This is a genomic window from Methylobacterium sp. Leaf85 (genome assembly GCF_001422125.1).
GTDB lineage: Bacteria > Pseudomonadota > Alphaproteobacteria > Rhizobiales > Beijerinckiaceae > Methylobacterium > Methylobacterium bullatum.
Genome location: NZ_LMME01000001.1, coordinates 73,153 through 92,497, shown reverse-complemented (window position 1 = coordinate 92,497; position 19,345 = coordinate 73,153). Strand labels below are relative to the sequence as shown.

Here is a 19,345-nt window from a genome sequence, read left to right as displayed (position 1 = left end):
AAGCCGGGAACCGAGCATTACCCGGGACGGCGCGAGATGCCCAGTGAGTCTACGCACACGGGAATCATGGACGGGAACGAACCAGTCCTGCGACGACATTTTCAGTCGAAAACCGCGCTCTTTCCGCCGGCAGCTTTCACTCCAGCGTATCGCCAGACCGCCCCCCGTCGTGCTCAAGCGGTGACGGTCCGGTTCCAAGTGTAACACCTTTGGGTCACCCCGCGATCTATCATCATACCAATTCGTCCTTTCGATTTCGACCAGAGCAAAGTATAGACGTGTTAGCGGAAGACACAGCATTCCAGCGGCAAAATCCTGCCAGGACTTCCGATCGGGACGAATCCCGAAGCGTGATCTATCCCCGGCGACTCGCAGATGCCGAGAGATCAATTCATTTCCAAAAGTCCATTAGCTTGTATTAAATGCCGGATACGGCTCAAATATTATGCCCCGGCAACTGTAGATGATCGCTTTTTGATCCTGCAAACACGCAACGGCACCCGCGTGAACGGGTCCGTGTGACCATTCCGGAGGGACGACCACATGGCCCGCGATATCGCAGACGAGCCGTTGTTCCCGCTCGACGCCATCCAGGGCGACATCCTCGCCGGCTTGCCCAAGCGCCACGAGCACCTGATGTTCTTCACGATCACCGACCCGGCAGCGTTCAAGGCATTTCTCAAGTCCCTGCACATCACGAGCATGCAGGATTGCATAGACGATCGGACCAAAATCGCGGCCCAGAAGCTCATCAACGCACAGCTCGTCCCGACGCCCGGACTGAACCTCGCCTTCACCTTCGCGGGTCTGGACAGGCTCGATGTGGAGGATGCCGCGACGATGACCGGAGCGGATGCCTTCAAGGAGGGGATGGCGAGTCGCCAGGCGATCCTGCAAGACCCGCCGTCGTCCGAGTGGATGGCACTGAATCCAGACCCCGATCTCCACGGTGTCTTCATCGTCACCGGCGCTTCGAACGCCGAAGTCGTCGACGTCATGTCCCTGAGGCTGGTCCCGCCAGCCGAGAACGGATGGAGCCTGCTCCATGAGGAGGTCGGTCAGGTGCGACCGGAGCCGGTGGTGGGTCACGAACATTTCGGATACGCGGACGGCGTCTCTCAACCGGGCCTCCGGGGCCGGATCGGCCACGACACCCCGTTCCATCCGACGGCCGAGGGCGGCAAGGACAATCAGGCCGCCCTGGGCCAAGATCTCCTGTGGCCGGGCGAGTTCGTGTTCGGCTTCCCCGGACAAAATCCGAACGCCCCGCGGTTCGAGGTGAAAGGCCCGGTCGCCGAACCGCCGATCCCCTTCATGAACCATGGGGCCTATCTTGTCATTCGGCGCCTCGCCCAGTTTGTTCCGGAATTCAACGCATCGGTGAAGACGGCTTCCGCGGCGATCCCCGCCGGAGCGGACCTGGCCGATCCCGACCTCCTCGGCGCCCAGATGGTGGGGCGCTGGAAGAGCGGTGCGGCCATGATCAACGCGCCGAGAGGTGACGACCGCAGCGTCGGGGACAACACGCCGCGCGCCAATGATTTCGAATTCGGCGAGGATCGAGAGGGCGTCGTCTGCCCGTGGGCCGCTCATATCCGCAAGGCCTATCCGCGCGACGATGTCCGGCACGAACTCGAACCCGACGAGAAGGCCATCGGCAGAGCGGAAGCGTTCACGCAGAGCCACCGCATGATGCGCCGGGGCATCTCTTTCGGGCCGGAAGTCACCGAGGCCGAGGCATTGTCCGGGGTCTCGGGCGCGATCGACAACGCCGGCACCCCCGACGAAGACAGCAAGGTCCGGCTGTCCCGCGGGTTACTGTTCAAATGCTACGTCACCTCGATCGACGACCAGTTCGAGTTCGTCCAACGGAGCTGGTGCAACGCGGACGACTTCTCCCAGCCGGCCAGCGGCATCGATCCGATCATCGGCCAATCGGCCTCTGTCGACCGTCCCTTCAAGGGCGCGGCTCCGTTCTCGCTGGTGGAGGCGAACAGGCCGGATTTCAACCTCAGGAGCTTCGTCCGGATGGAAGGCGGCGAGTATTTCTTCGCCCCCTCCATCCTGGCCCTGAAGGAACTGTCGTGACGGGGCGGCCGCATCGCCACGGCGGGCTCCGGGGACCGCCCTTCATCGGGAAGCGAGAAAGTCCTTGAACGCCTCGGCAAAATCCGGATGCCAGCGTGAGAGCGCGGGCCGGTTCTCGATCACGTCCCCCGCCGCCCAGGCGATGCGGCGCTCGTCCTGCTCGCGGGAGGTCTCGTTGTCGGGGCAGAGGATGTAGAAGTCGCCCCGGCCCATCGCCTCGATCATGAGTTCCACCGTCTCCTCCGGTGTCCAGGCGCCCTCGGGTTTCTCGGCCACGCCGCGCGCCTTCGTCAGGCCGGTAAAGACGAAGCCGGGGATCAGAAGGTGGGCGCTGACCGGCGCGCCCTCTCGCCCGCGCAAGTCATGCGCGAGGGCCTCCGCGACCACCTTCACCCCCGCCTTCGAGACGTTGTAGGGCGTGTTGCCCGGCGGCGTGGTGATCCCCTGTTTCGAGCCGGTGACGATGACCGCGCCGGGCTCGCCCGCCTCGATCATCCCCGGAACGAAGGCCTGGATACCGTTGACGACACCCCAGAGGTTGGTGTCGAGGATGCGCCGCCAGGTCGCGTCGTCCGAGAACAGGCGACCTCCGGCCTCGATCCCGGCATTGAGCATGACAAGCGCGGGCGCGTCGCCCGCCGCCTCGCGCAGAGCGTCCATGTCCTCGCGGCGGCCGACATCGGTGGGACGGGCCAGCACATCGGCGCCCGTCGCCGCGATCTCCGCGCGCGCCGTCTCCAATGCCTCGCCGGGCAGGTCGGCGAGGACGACCCTCATGCCGGAAGCGGCGAACCGCCTGGCGGCGGCGAGCCCGATGCCGCTCGCGGCTCCCGTCACGACGGCCGTGCCGCCTCTGCGGATCGCGGGATGATGGATCATGGCACGGCCTCCTTGGCGGTTCGGGTTGGCCGGGAGGTAGGGCGGGGTGTCCCGTTTTGTCAGGGCCGCCCGGCAGGGAGGCGGAGGAACTTGGTAACCATCCCGCCCGCATGATCCGGCTCTGTCTGCTCACGAGGGCTGCCTGTGTCGTCGCGTTGCGTCGTGTTCCCGTCGATCCTGAGTGCCGGCCTGTCGCCGCTGGCGCTGATGCTGTGCCTGACCGGCGCTGGGGCCGAACCGGCTCCGGTTCCCCCAGAGGCGCCGCCGGCTGCCGCCAAGCCTGCGCCCAAGGCCGAGGCCGGTCCGAGACCCGACGCCGCTCCGAAGCCCGAACAGGTGGCGCCGGCGAATGCGGTCCCGCTGGCGCAAGGCGCGGAGTCGTCACCGGCGGCGGCGAAGAAATCCCGCGAACTGCCTCCCCTCGTGGTGGCGCGCGTCTCGGACGACCCCGTCCCGACCCTGGCGCCCTCGACCTTCCTCGACACGTTCCGCATGGCCGAGCGCTATCAGGCCATCGTCGATGCCGGGGGCTGGGGGACCCTGCCCGCCGACCTGACGATCAAGCCGGGTGCCCGCGACCCGAACATTCCAGCACTTCGCCAGCACCTCGTCCTCACCGGCGATCTGCCGGCCGGCGTGCCGAGCTCCGACGTGCTCGACCCCATCCTCGTCTCGGCGGTGAAGGCGTTTCAGGCGCGCCACGGACTGCCCGAGACCGGCATGGTCGGCCGCCAGACGGTGACCGCCCTCAACGTGCCGGCGGCGACCCGCCAGCGCCAGCTCTCGGCCTCGGCCGCGCGGCAGATCGGCTCCAACTTCCCCTACGGCGACCGTTACGTGGTGGTGAACATCCCGTCGGCCGCCGTGGAGGCGGTGGAGAACGGCGTCGTGGTGCGCCGCTACGTGGCCGTGGTCGGCAAGCCTGACAAGGCGACGCCGCGGATCGAGGCGCGCATCACCGACGTGAACCTCAACCCGACCTGGACCCTGCCGGTCTCCATCATCAAGAAGGAGATCATCCCCAAGATGCGGAAAGACCCGGGCTATCTCGCCCGCGAGCGGATCCGCATCCTCGGCCCCGGCGGCGTCGAGGTCGATCCGACGACCATCGACTGGGCCGGCGAGAAGGCCGCGAACTACACGCTGCGCCAGGATTCCGGCCTCGACAACTCGCTGGGGCAGGTCCGCATCGACATGCCGAACAAGCAGGCCGTGTACATGCACGACACGCCGTCGAAATCGCTGTTCGCCCGCGAGGTGCGTTTCCACTCGCATGGCTGTGTACGGGTGGCCCAGGTGAAGGAGCTGGCGGGCTGGCTTCTGGAGGGCACTCCCGGCCCGAGCGGCCCCGGCTCGACCTGGGGACCGATGGAGATCGAGGCCAACATCGCCACCAACGAGCGGCTCGATATCAAGCTGCCGAAACAGATCCCGGTCACCTTCGTCTATCTCACCGGCTACGCCACCCCGGACGGACGCGCGCATTTCCGCGACGACATCTACGGCATCGATTCGCCGGCGGTGCCGATGCGGGACGCGGTCATGACGGGCTCCATCACGCCGAAGAAGGCGGCGCCCGCCGCTCCGGCGAAGGCTCCGGGCAACGCCCCGGTGCCGCCGGGCCTGATCCCGCAGAAGGCGGCGCGACCGGCGGCGAACTGACCGGATCAGCCGCGCTGCAACAGCTCGATCCGGACCCCGTCCGGTCCGTCGAGAAACGCGGTGCGAAGCCCGGGGCGGACGTCGGTGATGTCGATGACGAAGGCGACACCGCGGCGCTTCAGATCGGCGACCGTGCTCTCTAGGTCGTCGACGGCCAGGCCGATATGCTCGATGCCCCGGTTCGGCGGCTTGGCGGCGGGGCCGGCCTCGGGCGCGTGCTCGATGAAGAGGGTGAGCCCCGACAGGTCGAGGACCACGCGCGTCACGGACGGCGCACCTTCGCGGGCGATCTCGCGGGCGCCGAAGGTCTCCGCATAGAAACCGGCGGCCGCCACGGCGTCCCGGCTGCGAAGATGAAGGTGTTCGAAGCGGAAAGTCATGCGGTCCTCGCTCTGTGCCGAGACTCGTGGCAGGCATCGCGCCCACGCCGTGTTCGAGACCTTGCCCGATCCCGGCGGATACCCCAACGGCTCAGGGATAGCCCGCAAGAGCCGCCGTCAACGGCTGGCAGAAGGGATCGCGATACAAGGCCCCGCCCGTGTCCGGGCGAGGCGGTCGGCGATAGATGATCCTGCGGGATCAGACCTTACGAATCGAGGCCGGCATCCTCGTCGATATCCACGAGGAACACGATGTCGGCGTCGTCCTCGCCGTCTTCATCCTCGTCCTCGTCGGGCTCTTCGGCGCTCTTGGCGTGGCGCATGTCGGGCTCGAACGGGGCGTCCTCCTCCGAATCATCCTCTGCCAGGGCATCCTCGAAGATCTCGATCTCGTCCTCGGTGGCGGGGCGGATCTTGAGCTCGGAGGTGCCGTTCCACAGCACCTTGCCGTCGCTCTTCATCGCCTGGATGTCTTCCTTGAAGCCGTCGCAGGTGAACAGGTCGCGAGCGGTTTCCTCGGTCCCGTTGATGACCGCGATGGCCACGCCATCGATATCGAGTGTGAACATCGCACAATCCTCATTCTGGGCGCGCCGGGAGGCGGCCGCGTCGGCGTGGGAATCGTCAGCCCGACAGCCGCCCGTGTAGGGGCGAACGGGGCCGAGGCCAAGACCTCAAGCCACGTCCTCAAGCTGAGTCTTCTTGCGGTGCAACGTTCAGGCGCCGCCCGCCGCCCGGCCGATGGCGCGCTTGACCACGCCCTGGACCTCAGGATTCGACAGGAACAGGTCGTGGTTGATCAGGCCGCCGCCGTAATCCGAGGCATCCGCCACGCGGACCCCGAGGGCCTCGAGGCGCTCGCGGTCGGCTGCGCCCGCACGCACGACGCCGCCCGCGATGGCACCGGAGAGTTCCAGCGCCCGGTCCTTGGTGGACGAGATCACGGTGATCTTCGACACGTCCGGCCCCATCCGCTCCACCGCCCCGGTGAACAGGTCGATGTCGATGTCGGGGGCGGCGAGCACGATGGCGCCGATGCGTGCCATCGCCGCCTCGCCGGCCTCGGCGCGCAGCATGCGGATGGTCTCCAGGGTCAGCAACGTCCCCATGGAATGGGCGACGATGTTGATGCGCCCGCCGGAGGGCGAGCCAGCCAGCGCCTTGAGGAGATCCTCGAACGCATCGCGCGACCATAGGGCGCTCTCTCGGTCGTAGCCGTAATCGAAGGTGGCGGCGGCGGACGGCCAGGTGAACAGGGCCGAGGCGCCCCGGAAACGGATGCCGTCCGACAGGCGCGCCGCACTCACCGCCGCGGAAGCGAAGCTCTCGCGGTAGCCGTGGACGTAGATCAGCACGTCTCGCCCGAAGGCGGCCTGGGTGAAGGCCGCCGCCGCGCTGGGTCCGGTCTCGACCTGCGGCACCGCCGTCACCGCCCAGTCCCCGCTGACCACGGAGGAGACCTTGCCGATGAGCGAGCGATCGGGGGCCGAGAGACGGACTTCGGCAAAGCTCAGACCGCGCCCGCGCTCGGAACTGAAATACGGGCTCTTGGGCGGGCTGCCCACGGGCTTGCGGGTGGTCGCCACCAGCAGGATCGGGCTGACGTCGAGGTTCGATTGCCGCTCGGGGCCGGTGCCCCCGGTGACGAGCCCTTCGGTGACGCAGCCGGCGAGGCCCGGCGTGAGGCTCGCGACGCCCAGAAGGGCGGCGCCGCGGATCAGCGAGCGGCGGGTCTGCGATGGTGCTCCCGGCATGCGGTTTCGGATCATGGCGTGTCGACGGCCCCGTGATGGCCCGGCGCTCGGTCCTGGCTCTCTCGTCCTACCCTGTCGGCGACGATCGTGACCATGGCAGGGCGCGGACGTGGCGGGAGGCGATGTGAATTGCGGGCAGAGCCCGGTCCGTGGCCCGGCGGGTACAGGTACTCCCGCGCCAGGGACCCCGGTGCAACGACACGCGCCCCCTCGACGAAACCGGGCCGGCCCGGCATGAAGGGGCTCATGGCTCTTCCTCCTTCCCTCGACCTCGATTCCCTGCGCGAGCGGCTGCTCGCGGGCGACCGTGCGGCTCTGGCGCGGGCGATCACCCTGGCCGAATCGAAACGGGCCGATCACCGGGCGGCGGCGCGCGACCTCATCGATGCGGTGCTGCCGCAGACCGGCACCGCGATCCGCGTCGGCATCACCGGGGTGCCGGGGGTCGGCAAGTCCACCACCATCGACAATCTCGGCGCCAACCTCACCGCCGCCGGGCACAAGGTTGCGGTGCTGGCGGTGGACCCCTCTTCCAGCCGCACCGGCGGGTCGATCCTCGGCGACAAGACCCGGATGGCGCAGCTGGCGCTCGATCCCAACGCCTTCATCCGCCCCTCCCCCTCCTCGGGAACGCTGGGGGGTGTCGCCGCCAAGACCCGTGAGACCATGCTCCTCTGCGAGGCGGCGGGGTTCGACGTCATCCTGGTGGAGACGGTGGGCGTCGGCCAGTCGGAGACGGCGGTGGCCGACCTCACCGACTTCTTCCTCGTGCTGATGCTGCCCGGCGCCGGCGACGAGTTGCAGGGCATCAAGAAGGGCATCCTCGAACTCGCCGACATGATCGCGGTGAACAAGGCAGACGACGGCGAGGGCGAGCGCCGGGCCAATGCGGCGGCCGGCGAATACCGGGCCGCGCTCCACATCCTCAGCGCACCGAGTTCGAGCTGGACGCCCCCCGTCGTCACGATCTCCGGGCTCAACAACAAGCGCCTCGACGCGCTATGGGACAAGGTGGTCGACCACCGCAACAAGCTCACCGCCACCGGCGAGATCGCGAAGAAGCGCCGGGCGCAGGACGTGAAGTGGATGTGGGCCCTCGTCCACGAGCGCCTGCACCAGCGCCTCGTCGGCTCGCCCGAGGTGCGCAAGCAGACCGCGGAGGCGGAAGCCGGAGTGGCACGGGGCGAATCCTCCCCGGCCGCCGGCGCGGAGGCCATCGCGACACTGATCGGGCTGTGACGCGGAGGCATCTCCTCGTTACCGGCTTCGGCCCCTTCCCCGGCATGCCGCGCAACCCGAGCGAGACGCTCGCCCGGCAGGTCGGACATCTCGGCCGGCATGGCATCGCGGGGTTCCCGGTGCGCACGCTGATCCTGCGCACCGCCTATGCGGCTCTTTCCGAGTCGTTGAAGCCGGCCCTCGCCGAGAGCCCGGCCGCCGTGCTGATGATTGGCGTCGCCGGCCGCGCCAAACGGGTTCGCGTCGAGGCCCGCGCCCTCAACCGGGCAAGCCGGCTGTTTCCCGACGCATCGGGGTGGATTCCGACCACCCTGCGGCTCGACCGTCAGGGACCGGCGCAGCGCGAAGCCCCCATCGCGGCCCGCGCCTTGGTCTGCCTGAAACGACAGGGAATTTCGGCGATCCCGTCCCGGAATGCCGGCCGCTACCTTTGCAATGCCAGCTACTTCCAGGCGCTGGCCGAGCCCTGCCCGGTCCTGTTCCTCCACATCCCACCCGTCCGGGCGGCATGGCAGAGATCCGCGTCGCCCGCGCGAAAACGGCGCGATCCCCTGGCGGTCCTTCCCAGGGCGGTGGCCGAGGTGGGGCGTCTGCTGCTCATCGAAGCCCGGGAGCGACACGCACCGTAAACCGCTCGCTCAAGAAAGTTGTCGTGCGATGGTGCGCTTGGCCGGTTCGCACGTTCTGTGACCATCGGATGCGGGCGCCGCCTTGGAAGCGCCGATCACGCGTTGTCGATTCTCAAGGAGCAGACCAATGGTTGATACGGATCGGGTCGTCGGAGCGGCCAAGGACCTCGGCGGCCGCGCACAGAGCGCCATCGGCGATGCCGTAGGATCGTCGCGCAATTCGGCGGAAGGCCGCTACCGCGAGGCGGAAGGCCGCGCCCAGGAGGTCTACGGCCAGGCCAAGGACACCCTGCGCGATGTCGCCGGAAACGTGTCGGATTACGCCGGCGAGGCCTACGATCGCGGCGGCTCCTATGTCCGCGACGGCGCCCGCGCGGTGGAGAGCCGCGTCGAGGAGAACCCGCTCATCGCCCTGGTGATCGCCGGAGCCGTCGGCTACGGCCTCGCCCTGCTGCTGCACGGCCGCCGCTGAGCCGTCACGGCCCATCGCCTGTCCATCGCCCTGCCTCGCCCTCCGGCGAGGCAGGGATTTCTGTGTTGGCTACTGCGCGGTCCAGCCGCCATCCATGGGGATGTTGGCGCCGGTGATCTGGCTGGCGCCGTCGCCGCACAGGAACACGGCGAGGGCCGCCACCTGCTCCACGGTGACGAACTGCTTGGTGGGCTGGGCCGCCAGCAGCACGTCGTTCATGACCTGCTCCTTCGTCAGGCCCCGCGCCTTCATCGTGTCGGGGATTTGCGCCTCCACCAGCGGCGTCCAGACATAGCCCGGCGAGATGCAGTTCACGGTGATGCCGTGGGTGGCGAGTTCGAGGGCGGCGGTCTTGGTGAGGCCCGCGATGCCGTGCTTGGCCGAGACGTAGGCCGACTTGAACGGCGAGGCGACCAGCGAATGGGCCGAGGCGGTGTTGATGATCCGGCCCCATTTGCGCGCCTTCATGCCGGGGATGGCGTAGCGCATCGTGTAGAAGGCCGAGGACAGGTTGAGGGCGATGATCTGCTCCCACTTCTCCGGCGGGAAATCCTCGATCGGCGAGACGAACTGGACGCCGGCATTGTTCACGAGCACGTCGACGGAGCCGAACGTCTCCTCGCCCAGCCGGATCAGCCCCTCGATCTCGCCGGGCTTGGTCAGGTCGGCCGGGGAATAGGCCGCCTTCACGCCGAAATCCGCCTCGATCCCGGCGCGCTCCTTCTCGATGTCCTCGGGCTTGCCGAAGCCGTTGATGACGACATTGGCGCCTTCCTTGGCGAAGGCGCGGGCATAGGCGAGGCCGATGCCGCTGGTGGACCCCGTGACGACGGCGGTCTTGGATGTCAGGATCATGGAAGCCTCTCGGGTCAACTGAGCGATCAGGCGAGATAGTCGTGCAGCACCTGCCCGTAGGGCAAGGTGAAGTCGACGATCATGTGCCGACCCCCGACGATGCGCTTCACCGGCAGGTCGGCGACCCGGCAGTTCACGTGCGGGATCAGGTCGAGGCGGGCCTCGCCGTCCCAGGCGCCGTGGACGGTGATGTCCTCCAGGCGATAGCCCACGAGCTGGGCCACTTTCGGCGCGCCGGTGACATCGGGGAGGAGCTTGAGGTTGACGTTGAGGCGGCCGAGGCCGGCCTTCACCGTGTCGAGCTCCTTCTCCAGGCTCTTGTGCTTGTAGGTCATGGTGCCCATCGCCACCCGCTCCTCGTCGTAATGGAGCGTGCCGGTGAGGGTGTCCTTCGTGACCTTGAGGCGGGGCACGCCCCATTTCTTCGGGAAGCCCCAGATCTCGCGGCCGGCGGTGATCGGCGGCTCGTCGTCGAGATACATCTGGATCGAGAAGTTGCAGGCTTCGCCGTTATAGGTGGCGATGGCGCCCGAGCCGCTCTCCTCGTAATCGCCGAAGCCGGAGGAATCCGGCATCTTCATCCACTCGTAATAGACGAGGTTCTCCGGGTGCGGCTCCAGGGGCTCCGGCAGCGCCCGGCGCAGGGCCTCCGCATCGGTCTCGTAGGTGATGATGAGGTATTCGCGCCTGAGGAAGCGATATGGCCCGCGCGGATAGCTCGGGCTGAAGGCGGGCATCGAGGGGACGTGCAGGATCTCGTCGCGGGTCATGGCGTGGGGGCTCCCGTATGGAGGGTCAGGGCGGGATCAGTCGCGGGCGTCCCGCGTCAGGTCGAACACGGCGACGCCGGTTTCGTCGTGCACCCGGTCGCACCAGGCGGGGGAGCGCAGAGAGCGGCGCATGTCACCGGCACCCGCCGCCCAATGTTCGAGCATGGTGGCGCGGGAGAACTCGTAATCCTTCGAGTTCCCCTCATAGGCCTTCCGCCGGTAGATCAGCTGCATCACGGTGGTGAAGTTGGCGTGGGTGACCTGGCGCAGGTAGTTGACGTCCTCGTCGCTCATCAGCTCGGGGGGCAGCTTTTCGGCCAGCCGCCGGAACGCGGCCTTCGCCCGGCGGGCTTCGAGGTTCTTGTCGGTGTTGAGCCGGGTGCGGCTCGAGAAGCGGATGTCCTTCTCGCGCTCTGCCGATTCGATGAGAGTGCGCGGCATAGGCCCGCGCGCCGCGAACAGGTCGACCTGATAGACCACGAGGTCGCGGGTGCGCTCCTCGTCGAGGATGTACTGCAACGGCGTGTTCGAGACGATGCCGCCGTCCCAATATTGCTCGCCGTCGATGGTCACCGGCGGAAAGCCCGGCGGCAGCGCGCCAGAAGCCATGATGTGCTCGGCCGTGATCCGGTCGCAGCGATTGTCGAAATAGACGAAGTTGCCGGTGCGCACGTTCACAGCGCCGATGCTGAGCCGGGTCCGGCCCTCGTTGATGAGATCGAAATCCACGAGCCGCTCCAGCGTCGCCTTCAGCGGAGCGGTGTCGTAGTAGCTCAGCGCTTCCGGTGCGCCGGGTGGGTAGAGGGTGGCCGGAGGAAAGCGCGGCTTGAAGAAACCGGGCACGCCCACGGTGGCGATCCAGTTGGCGCTGGCTTCGTTGAAGGCCGCCCGCGCCTGCTCACCGGGGAACCAGGGCGAGCCCATCACCCCGGAGGAGACCTGCTCCCAGAACGCCTTCAGCCGCTCCACGCGGCGCTCGGGCGAGTTGCCGGCGATCAGGGCCGCGTTGATGGCGCCGATGGAGATGCCCGCCACCCAATCGGGCGCGATGGCCTCCGCCGCCAGGGTCTCGTAGATGCCGGCCTGATAGGAGCCGAGGGCCCCGCCGCCCTGGAGCACGAGGACATGGGACTCGCCGCTGGAAAACTCTGTCACGGGCGCGGACCTCTCACGGACGTCCCTCGACGCCGTTCACCGGTGAAGCAAGGTGGACGTCGAACGATGACGGCACCATGACCCAAGGCCGAACCGATGACCATCGTCCCGCAGTGCGAAGACGGCTCGGGAGGGCGGGATGGTTGACAGGCGGTGTTCCTTCGCCAACACCGCCGGGCCAACCGCGGCTTTTCCCGCCCGCCCCGAACGCCTCCCGCCGCCGTCATGTCCGGCACGGCCCGACGGCGCGCCGACGGCGACGAACAAGGATCTCTGACCGATGTCGGTGACGCGCTCCTATCTCGATTTCGAGAAGCCGGTGGCCGAGCTCGAATCCAAGCTGGAGGAGCTGAGGACCCTGGCCTCCCGCGACGGCGCAGTCTCCATCAGCGAGGAAGTCGGCCGCCTGGAAGCCAAGGCGGCGTCCGCCCTCTCCGATATCTACGCCACCCTGACGCCCTGGCAGAAGACGCAGGTGGCGCGCCATCCGCAGCGGCCGCACTTCATCGATTACTGCGCCGGCCTGATCACTGAGTTCACGCCCCTGGCCGGTGACCGCCATTACGGAGAGGACCAGGCCATCGTCGCCGGCTTCGGCCGTTTCGAGGGCCGCGCCGTCTGCGTGCTCGGCCAGGAGAAAGGCTCCACCACCGAGAGCCGCCTGCGCCACAATTTCGGAATGGCCAAGCCCGAAGGCTACCGCAAGGCGGTGCGGCTGATGGAGATGGCCGATCGGTTCGGCCTTCCCGTCCTCGCCTTCGTCGATACGGCCGGTGCCTTTCCCGGCATCGAGGCGGAAGAGCGCGGCCAGGCCGAGGCCATTGCCCGCTCCACCGAAACCTGCCTCGGACTCGGCGTGCCCAACGTCGCCGTGGTCATCGGCGAAGGCGGTTCGGGCGGCGCCATCGCGCTCGCCACCGCCAACCGCGTCCTCATGCTGGAACACGCGATCTATGGCGTGATCTCGCCGGAGGGCGCGGCCTCGATCCTCTGGCGCGATCAGGGCCGGGCGGCGGATGCGGCCACCGCCATGAAGATCACGGCCCAGGATCTTCTGCGTCTCGGGATCATCGACGGCATCATCCCGGAGGCCACCGGCGGCGCTCATCGCGGGCGCGATGCGGCGATCGCCAATACGGGCAAGGCCGTGGCCAAGGCGCTGGCCGAATTCGACGGTCTGAGCCCCGACGAGATCCGCGACCGCCGGGCGGCGAAGTTCCTCGATATCGGCCGCAAACTGTAAGCCGGTTATCTATGCGTCGTTTTGGCGCATCGGGTTCAAGGAACCGATAAGGGTTTCGTTAAACCCCGCTTCTTCCTCCCGTTCGGAGCTCGCCGCTCCGGGCGGCATGTCTCCACGCGCTCCGCGCTGGGACCGGAAATACCAGCGGAATCAAGTCGATTGCCGTCCAGCCGGCCCCCCCGAACGTCGAGGCCGACCGACACTTTGCGGCAATGTGGTGCCCACACCAAGGAAGCCACCGAAATCCACATCTCGCCACGCCGGCCATTTGCGTCTTCTTGCGGTAACAACCGGGTAAGTTTAACGACGCTATTGGGTTGGGGAGTGGCGTTCGACGGGCGAGATCCCGCGAGCGCATGTATGAGGACGGGGTTCCCCATGGCTTTGCGCCCGCTGGCTCTACGCTTGGCTACGGCTGCCGGTGTCGTTGCGCTCGCTCTCTCCCTCACCGCCTGCCAGGATGGCTCGATGGGCGGCGGCGTGCCGTTGCGCGCCCTCACGCCCGTTCCGGCCAAGACCCTGGCGCTGATGGCCCAGAAGGGCATGTCCGCCAACGACCCCATCCTGATCCGCGCCTACAAGAAGGAAGCGGAGATGGAGGTGTGGAAGCGCGGCACGAACGGCCAGTACGCGCTCCTCAAGACCTTCCCGATCTGCCGCTGGTCGGGCCAGCTCGGCCCCAAGACCAAGCAGGGCGACCGGCAGGCCCCCGAGGGATTCTACACGGTGACGCCGGGGCAGATGAACCCGAACTCGTCCTATTACCTCTCCTTCGATACCGGCTACCCGAACAATTACGACCGGGCCAACGGCCGGACGGGCAATTACATCATGGTGCACGGCACCTGCTCGTCCTCGGGCTGTTTCGCCATGACCGACGAGTCCATGGGCGAGCTCTACGCCCTGGCACGCGATTCCTTCGCCGGCGGGCAGCGCGCGTTCCAGTTCCAGTCCTATCCGTTCCGGATGACGGCGCAGAACTTCGCCAAGTATCGCAACGACCCGAACGCGCCGTTCTGGAAGAACCTGAAGGAAGGCTCGGATTATTTCGAGGCCCTGCGCGAGGAGCCGCGCGTGAACGTCTGCGGCACGCGCTACGTCTTCGGCGGCCAGGACGTGGCCGCCGGCTCGTGTTCGCCGAAGGTGGACACGCTCGTCGCCGAGAAGCGGGCGAAGGACAACCACGACATCGCCGAACTCGTCGCCAAGGGCACGCCGGCGACCAGGGTCGTCTATGACGACGGCGGCCAGAACCCGGTCTTCCGTCCCCAGGCTCCCGCCTCGACCTTGGCCTTCGCCAACCTGACGAAGAAGGACGAGCCGGAGGCGCCCTACGACCCCAAGGAATACGCCCGCCACCATCTCGGCGAAGTGAGCCGGCCCGAGAGCCTGGCTGCCGGCGAGCGCGAGGTCGAGGTGGATGCCAAGGGACGTCCGGTGATGCTGGCCGCCGCCGAGGCTCCGATCCCGACCAAGGCCGCCGCGGCGGCCCTCAAGGCGGGTTCCGACAAGACCAAGCCCGGCAGCGTCGTCGCCAAGACGAACGCGGCACCCGAACCGCTGAAGCCCGCGACGCCAGCGCGCGTCATGGTGGCCGATGCCGATGTGGATTCGCCCTCTTACACGAAGGTTCTGGGCAGTCTCCTCACCGGCAAGGCCTCGCCGACCCCTGCAGCCGACGCCGCCACGATCCCGGCCGCCGCCGCTGCCCAGGAGACGATCCAGCCGGCGCCGAAATCCGGCAAGGCCACCCATACCGCCCATGCGATCACGGTGCCGACGGTGACCGGCGCCGTCGGGCAGAAGGCCAAGGTGGCGGCCGAGCCCGCCAAGGCCGGAAAGCCGCCAGCGGCCAAGGCCGTTCCCGCCAAGGAGGCCACGGCCAAGGACGGTTTGGTGAAGGATGGTGCCGCGAAGGCGACGCCGAAGCTCTGAGGCTCGCTTTGGCCGAATAGACGCGTCGCAACTTTATCGGCGGGATCCCAGATCGGGTTCCGCTGGCGCCTCACTTCCCGGGGAACGGAGCCGGGATCGAAATCTCCCGCCGTCCTCACGCCAACGCCCCCCTCCCCGGAGGCCCGCAGGGCCAGCGAAGGGTCTTGCGAGACCCAGCGGGGGACGGGCCGCGAGCGGCGAGATCGTCCGATTCGGTGAACCAGGAAATTCGATAGGCCAAAAAAAAGGGCCCCTCAGGGCCCTTTCGTCGTTCGGATCGCTGCTGCGATCACATGCGGTGCATGCGACGGTGATGCATCATCCGGTGACGCATGTGGTTACGGTGCATGCGCATGTGGTGACGACGGTGCATGCGGCGATGCATCCGGTGCTCCCCACGGTGCATGCGCACGGGGGTGACGGTCTCGGAGGACGTCACGCCCATCGGGGCGCCGGGAGCGGCCGAAGCGCTTGTCGCGAGGGCGCCAGCGCCGAGGCTTCCGACCATGGCAAGCGCGAAGATCAATTTTTTCATCGGGCGTTTCCGTTCTCTTTCACCCGAGCGCGGCGCTCGGATTAATCTCCCCCGCTCGCGCCGGAGAGATGATTGCCGCACGCCGAGACGTGCGGCGGGTCCGGTTCGACCCGCCGCTGATAACACTCAAGTCAGAGTTTCGTTTCCTCGAAAGCCCGAACCCATTCGGCGCAGATGCCAGAACGGACGATGTCGTCGAGGGTGAATTCGACGATGGGAACCTGCATCATGCGGCTTTTCACGAGGTGGATCACGGTCCTGAGGCCCGACGTCTCGCGCAGGTCGGTCTGGGACACGTCGCCGTTGATGATGACCTGGCAATCGTCGCCGATGCGGGTCAGGAACATCTTGATCTCGGCGGTGGTGGTGTTCTGCGCCTCATCCAGGATCACGAGGCAGTTCTTGAAGGTGCGTCCGCGCATCACCTCGAAGGGGACCACCTCGATGTCGCCGGTCTTCATGGCGATCTCGTAGGCGGCGTCGCCCATGCGCTCCTTCATGGTCTCGGTCAGCGGCGTGACCCAGGGCGCGATCTTTTCCTCCAAGCTGCCGGGAAAGAAGCCCAGCGAGCGGCCCGATGGCACGTTGGGACGGGTGATGATGACCTTGGCGATGCGGCGCTGGCGGAGCTGATCCGCGGCGCGGGTTCCGGCGATGTAGGTCTTGCCGGTGCCGGCCGGACCGAGAACGATGACCTGCTTGCTGACGGCGAGGGCATCCAGGTACTCGGCCTGTCGGACGGTGAGAGGCTGGATAGGGCCTAAGTTACGCTCGTCGTCGAACCGGGTGCGGTGCAGCCGCACCGGGCGGTCTTCTACCAGCTCAAGTCGTGTGCGCCGTCTTTTCATCGATCAACACTCCAACTGGACTTGCCAACTAGGGTTCAACTGATCTTCGACCTGCCTACGCGCCCTGCCCTCGATAAGATTTGTTACACTATCTCTGACAATCGTTAACGAAAGAATTCGACGGCAGGTCTTTTAGTTCCAGATGTCGCCCCACGACCTGTGGACGACTTGGCCTATGAGTGACGGGCTCCCGGTGCGGCAAGCCACGAATCACCCACGCACACACCATGCCGCTCCGGTGGCGACAGGGGCATGACGGCACGAAATCCCGGACGTGTGTCCGAGTTTCGCTTCGGAAACGCGCAGATGAGGGAGAGTTTCAGTTTTCGACAGGTGAGATGGTGGAACGACGAAGCATCCATCTCGACCACGGCCCTTCACGAGGGGCGAAACCGGCCGGGTCCGCACGACGTGTCGCATGCGGCCGGCGGGGTGCTTCACCCTGGCTGGATGAAGCTGTCGAGAACCATCTTGCGGCCGGCCTTATCGAAGTCAACCGTCAGCTTGTTGCCGTCGACGGCCGCCACGTTGCCGGGGCCGAACTTGGTGTGGAAGACTCGCATACCATCCGAAAACGCGGACGGCGCGCCCGTCGACTTCGCCACGAGCTCGCCCTCGATCTGGCGCGGTCCGCCATTGCTCCGGCCGGGCGAGGACGATCTTCCGAAACCTTGCCCACCCCCGCCTCCGAACCCCTGGTTTCCCGCGGTGTTGGCCTGCGCCCGCTGCCAGCCCGGCGTCCCGTAGGACGAGCCGAACGGCGCCGGGTTCCGGTCGAAGCGCGAGGCACCGGCGGAGAAATGCGCGGGGGCGTCGACCACGTCGACGGCGTCGGCGGGCAACTCGTCGATGAAGCGGCTCGGCACCGTGGAGGACCACAGGCCGTGGATGCGCCGGTTGACGGCAAAGGACAGCTTGGCGCGCTTGCGCGCGCGGGTCAGGCCCACATGGGCGAGGCGGCGCTCCTCCTCCAGCCCGGCCCGGCCGCTCTCGTCGAGCGCCCTCTGGTTCGGGAACAGGCCGTCCTCCCAGCCGGGCAGGAACACCGTGTCGAATTCGAGCCCCTTGGCGGCATGCAGCGTCATCAGCGAGACCCGGTCCGCCCCCTCCTGCTCGCTCGCCTCCATCACCAGGGAGACGTGTTCGAGGAAGGCCGCCATGTCGGGGAATTCCTCCATGGAGCGCACGAACTCCTTGAGGTTTTCGAGACGCCCGGCGGCATCGGCGGATTTGTCCTTCTGCCACATCTCGGTGTAGCCGGATTCCTCCAGGACGGTCTGGGCCACCTCGGAATGGGGCTGGGTGCCGACCATCCGCGCCCACCGCGAAAAACTCTCCACCAGGGCGCGGACGCCGGAGCGGGCGCGGGGCTTCAGCTCGTCGGTCTCGATCAGGCTGCGCGCCGCCTGGAGCAGCGGCACGCGCTGCGAGCGGGAATAACCGTGCAGGATCTGCAGGGTGGCGTCGCCCAGGCCCCGCTTCGGTGTATTGAAGATTCGCTCGAAGGCGAGGTCGTCGGCCGGGTTCATGGTGACGCGCAGATAGGCCAGGGCATCGCGGATCTCGGCGCGCTCGTAGAAGCGCGGGCCGCCGATGACGCGATACGGCAGGCCGAGCTGGACGAACCGGTCCTCGATCTCGCGCATCTGAGCCGAGATGCGCACCAGCACGGCGATCTCGGAGAGCGGATGCTGCTTGGCCTGCAGGCTCTCGATGGATTCGCCGAGCTGGCGCGCCTCTTCCTCCGAATCCCAGGCGCCGGACACCGTCACTTTCTCGCCGGCGACGTCCTCGGTACGAAGGGTCTTGCCGAGGCGGCCCTCGTTCCTGGCGATGAGCCCCGAGGCGGCGGCGAGGATGTGGCCGGTGGAGCGGTAGTTGCGCTCCAGCCTCACCACGATCGCGCCGGGGAAATCGTGCTCGAAGCGTAGGATGTTGTCGACTTCCGCCCCGCGCCAGCCATAGATCGACTGGTCGTCGTCGCCGACGCAGGCCACGTTGCGGTGGCCCTGGGCCAGAAGGCGCAGCCAGAGATACTGGGCGACGTTGGTGTCCTGGTACTCGTCCACCAGGATGTAGCGGAAACGCTGCTGGTAATTGGCCAGCACGTCCGGGTTCTCGCGCCACAGCTTCAGGCAGAGCAGCAGGAGATCGCCGAAATCAGCGGCGTTCAGGGTCAGGAGCCGGGCCTGATAGGCGGTGTAGAGGGCGCCGCCCTTGCCGAACGCAAAGGCGCTCGCTTCGCCGGGGGGTACCTGCTCGGGCAGGAGCCCGCGGTTCTTCCACCCGTCGATGGCCGAGGACAGGGCGCGGGCGGGCCAGCGCTTCTCGTCGATGTTCTGGTCGACGATGACCTGCTTCATCAGGCGAAGCTGGTCGTCCATCCCCAGGATCGTGAAGTCGGATTTCAGCCCCACCATCTCGGCGTGCCGGCGCAGGATCTTGGTGCCGATGGAATGGAACGTGCCGAGCCAGGGCATCCCCTCCCCGGCCGGGCCGATGAGGGAACCGATCCGGTGCTTCATCTCGCGGGCGGCCTTGTTGGTGAAGGTCACCGACAGGATGTCGAAAGGCCGCGCCTTACCGGTCGAGACCAGATGGGCGATTCGCGTGGTGAGCACCCGCGTCTTGCCGGTGCCCGCGCCCGCGAGGACGAGGACCGGCCCTTCGGTCGTCTCGACGGCGCGGCGCTGCTCGGGGTTCAGCCCTTCGAGATAGGGGGAGCCCTGCGGCCTGAGGGAGGCCATGGCGCGGGCGGCGATGGAGCTCTGCGCGGCCTCGGCCGCCACGCCGGAGGCCGGCGCCGGCACGGACGCCGCCGCTGCGTCGGGATGCTGTTTCATGCTGCCTCCCTGGACCAAAACGCGAACGGCGTCGAGGGTCGGGACAACGGGGCCGCCC

At 67.5% G+C, this 19,345-nt stretch carries 17 protein-coding genes; 7 read left to right on the top strand and 10 right to left on the bottom strand.

Going from position 1 to position 19,345, the window contains the following annotated elements:
• Nucleotides 1–543 precede the first annotated feature (543 nt).
• On the top strand, nucleotides 544–2,088 hold the full coding sequence (locus ASF08_RS00405) for a Dyp-type peroxidase (RefSeq protein ID WP_056139893.1): 1,545 nt from the start codon (nucleotides 544–546) through the stop codon (nucleotides 2,086–2,088).
• Nucleotides 2,089–2,130: 42 nt separating this feature from the next.
• On the opposite strand, the gene ASF08_RS00400 is transcribed toward ASF08_RS00405, so the two are convergent.
• Nucleotides 2,131–2,967 (bottom strand): SDR family NAD(P)-dependent oxidoreductase, encoded by an 837-nt coding sequence (locus ASF08_RS00400; protein WP_056139890.1) that lies wholly within the window; start codon nucleotides 2,965–2,967, stop codon nucleotides 2,131–2,133.
• A gap of 144 nt (nucleotides 2,968–3,111) precedes the next feature.
• Between ASF08_RS00400 and ASF08_RS00395 the strand changes: the two genes are divergently transcribed.
• Nucleotides 3,112–4,629 carry a L,D-transpeptidase family protein gene (locus ASF08_RS00395; protein ID WP_056139887.1) on the top strand — a complete coding sequence of 506 codons (1,518 nt, stop codon included), beginning with the start codon at nucleotides 3,112–3,114 and terminating at the stop codon, nucleotides 4,627–4,629.
• A 5-nt stretch (nucleotides 4,630–4,634) separates the two neighbouring features.
• Here the strand turns inward: ASF08_RS00395 and ASF08_RS00390 are convergent, their stop codons facing one another.
• The 3 genes from ASF08_RS00390 to ASF08_RS00380 form a co-directional block, all read right to left on the bottom strand.
• Nucleotides 4,635–5,009, bottom strand: coding sequence for a VOC family protein (locus ASF08_RS00390; RefSeq protein WP_056139886.1), 375 nt, complete (start codon nucleotides 5,007–5,009; stop codon nucleotides 4,635–4,637).
• A gap of 206 nt (nucleotides 5,010–5,215) precedes the next feature.
• Entirely contained in the window at nucleotides 5,216–5,578 is a 363-nt protein-coding gene (locus ASF08_RS00385) for a hypothetical protein (RefSeq protein WP_018045358.1), read from the bottom strand.
• A gap of 147 nt (nucleotides 5,579–5,725) precedes the next feature.
• Entirely contained in the window at nucleotides 5,726–6,763 is a 1,038-nt protein-coding gene (locus ASF08_RS00380; protein ID WP_056140754.1) for an alpha/beta hydrolase, read from the bottom strand.
• A gap of 234 nt (nucleotides 6,764–6,997) precedes the next feature.
• Here ASF08_RS00380 and meaB point away from each other — a divergent pair, with 234 nt between their 5' ends.
• The 3 genes from meaB (at nucleotide 6,998) to ASF08_RS00365 (ending at nucleotide 9,103) form a co-directional block, all read left to right on the top strand.
• Nucleotides 6,998–8,002 (top strand): methylmalonyl Co-A mutase-associated GTPase MeaB, encoded by a 1,005-nt coding sequence (gene meaB, locus ASF08_RS00375; protein ID WP_056139883.1) that lies wholly within the window; start codon nucleotides 6,998–7,000, stop codon nucleotides 8,000–8,002.
• The gene (locus ASF08_RS00370; RefSeq protein WP_056139880.1) at nucleotides 7,999–8,631 is read left to right on the top strand and encodes a pyroglutamyl-peptidase I family protein; all 633 of its coding nucleotides are present in this window, start codon (nucleotides 7,999–8,001) and stop codon (nucleotides 8,629–8,631) included. Before meaB ends, ASF08_RS00370 begins: the two co-directional genes overlap by 4 nt.
• A 127-nt stretch (nucleotides 8,632–8,758) precedes the next feature.
• Complete coding sequence (locus ASF08_RS00365) at nucleotides 8,759–9,103, top strand: CsbD family protein (protein WP_018045362.1); 345 nt, start codon at nucleotides 8,759–8,761, stop codon at nucleotides 9,101–9,103.
• A gap of 69 nt (nucleotides 9,104–9,172) precedes the next feature.
• Here the strand turns inward: ASF08_RS00365 and ASF08_RS00360 are convergent, their stop codons facing one another.
• The 3 genes from ASF08_RS00360 to ASF08_RS00350 are packed head-to-tail and all read right to left on the bottom strand — an operon-like array spanning nucleotide 9,173 to nucleotide 11,883.
• The gene (locus tag ASF08_RS00360; protein WP_056139878.1) at nucleotides 9,173–9,958 is read right to left on the bottom strand and encodes a 3-hydroxybutyrate dehydrogenase; all 786 of its coding nucleotides are present in this window, start codon (nucleotides 9,956–9,958) and stop codon (nucleotides 9,173–9,175) included.
• Between the two features lie 26 nt (nucleotides 9,959–9,984).
• Complete coding sequence (locus tag ASF08_RS00355; protein WP_056139874.1) at nucleotides 9,985–10,728, bottom strand: acetoacetate decarboxylase; 744 nt, start codon at nucleotides 10,726–10,728, stop codon at nucleotides 9,985–9,987.
• Between the two features lie 36 nt (nucleotides 10,729–10,764).
• The gene (locus tag ASF08_RS00350; protein WP_056139870.1) at nucleotides 10,765–11,883 is read right to left on the bottom strand and encodes a patatin-like phospholipase family protein; all 1,119 of its coding nucleotides are present in this window, start codon (nucleotides 11,881–11,883) and stop codon (nucleotides 10,765–10,767) included.
• Between the two features lie 280 nt (nucleotides 11,884–12,163).
• On the opposite strand from ASF08_RS00350, the gene ASF08_RS00345 reads away from it, so the two are divergent.
• Together ASF08_RS00345 and ASF08_RS00340 are read left to right on the top strand one after the other, a co-directional pair.
• Nucleotides 12,164–13,126, top strand: a complete 963-nt coding sequence (locus ASF08_RS00345) for an acetyl-CoA carboxylase carboxyltransferase subunit alpha (RefSeq protein WP_018045366.1) — start codon at nucleotides 12,164–12,166, stop codon at nucleotides 13,124–13,126.
• A gap of 393 nt (nucleotides 13,127–13,519) precedes the next feature.
• Nucleotides 13,520–15,061, top strand: a complete 1,542-nt coding sequence (locus ASF08_RS00340) for a L,D-transpeptidase family protein (RefSeq protein ID WP_443136796.1) — start codon at nucleotides 13,520–13,522, stop codon at nucleotides 15,059–15,061.
• 289 nt (nucleotides 15,062–15,350) lie between these two features.
• Here the strand turns inward: ASF08_RS00340 and ASF08_RS00335 are convergent, their stop codons facing one another.
• From ASF08_RS00335 to ASF08_RS00325, 3 genes are all read right to left on the bottom strand, one after another.
• Nucleotides 15,351–15,596 (bottom strand): hypothetical protein, encoded by a 246-nt coding sequence (locus tag ASF08_RS00335; RefSeq protein WP_018045368.1) that lies wholly within the window; start codon nucleotides 15,594–15,596, stop codon nucleotides 15,351–15,353.
• 131 nt (nucleotides 15,597–15,727) lie between these two features.
• Nucleotides 15,728–16,444: a PhoH family protein gene (locus ASF08_RS00330; RefSeq protein WP_026176203.1), complete on the bottom strand. Its 717-nt coding sequence runs from the start codon at nucleotides 16,442–16,444 to the stop codon at nucleotides 15,728–15,730.
• A 437-nt stretch (nucleotides 16,445–16,881) separates the two neighbouring features.
• Nucleotides 16,882–19,287 carry an ATP-dependent helicase gene (locus ASF08_RS00325; RefSeq protein ID WP_056139864.1) on the bottom strand — a complete coding sequence of 802 codons (2,406 nt, stop codon included), beginning with the start codon at nucleotides 19,285–19,287 and terminating at the stop codon, nucleotides 16,882–16,884.
• Between the last annotated feature and the right edge of the window lie 58 nt (nucleotides 19,288–19,345).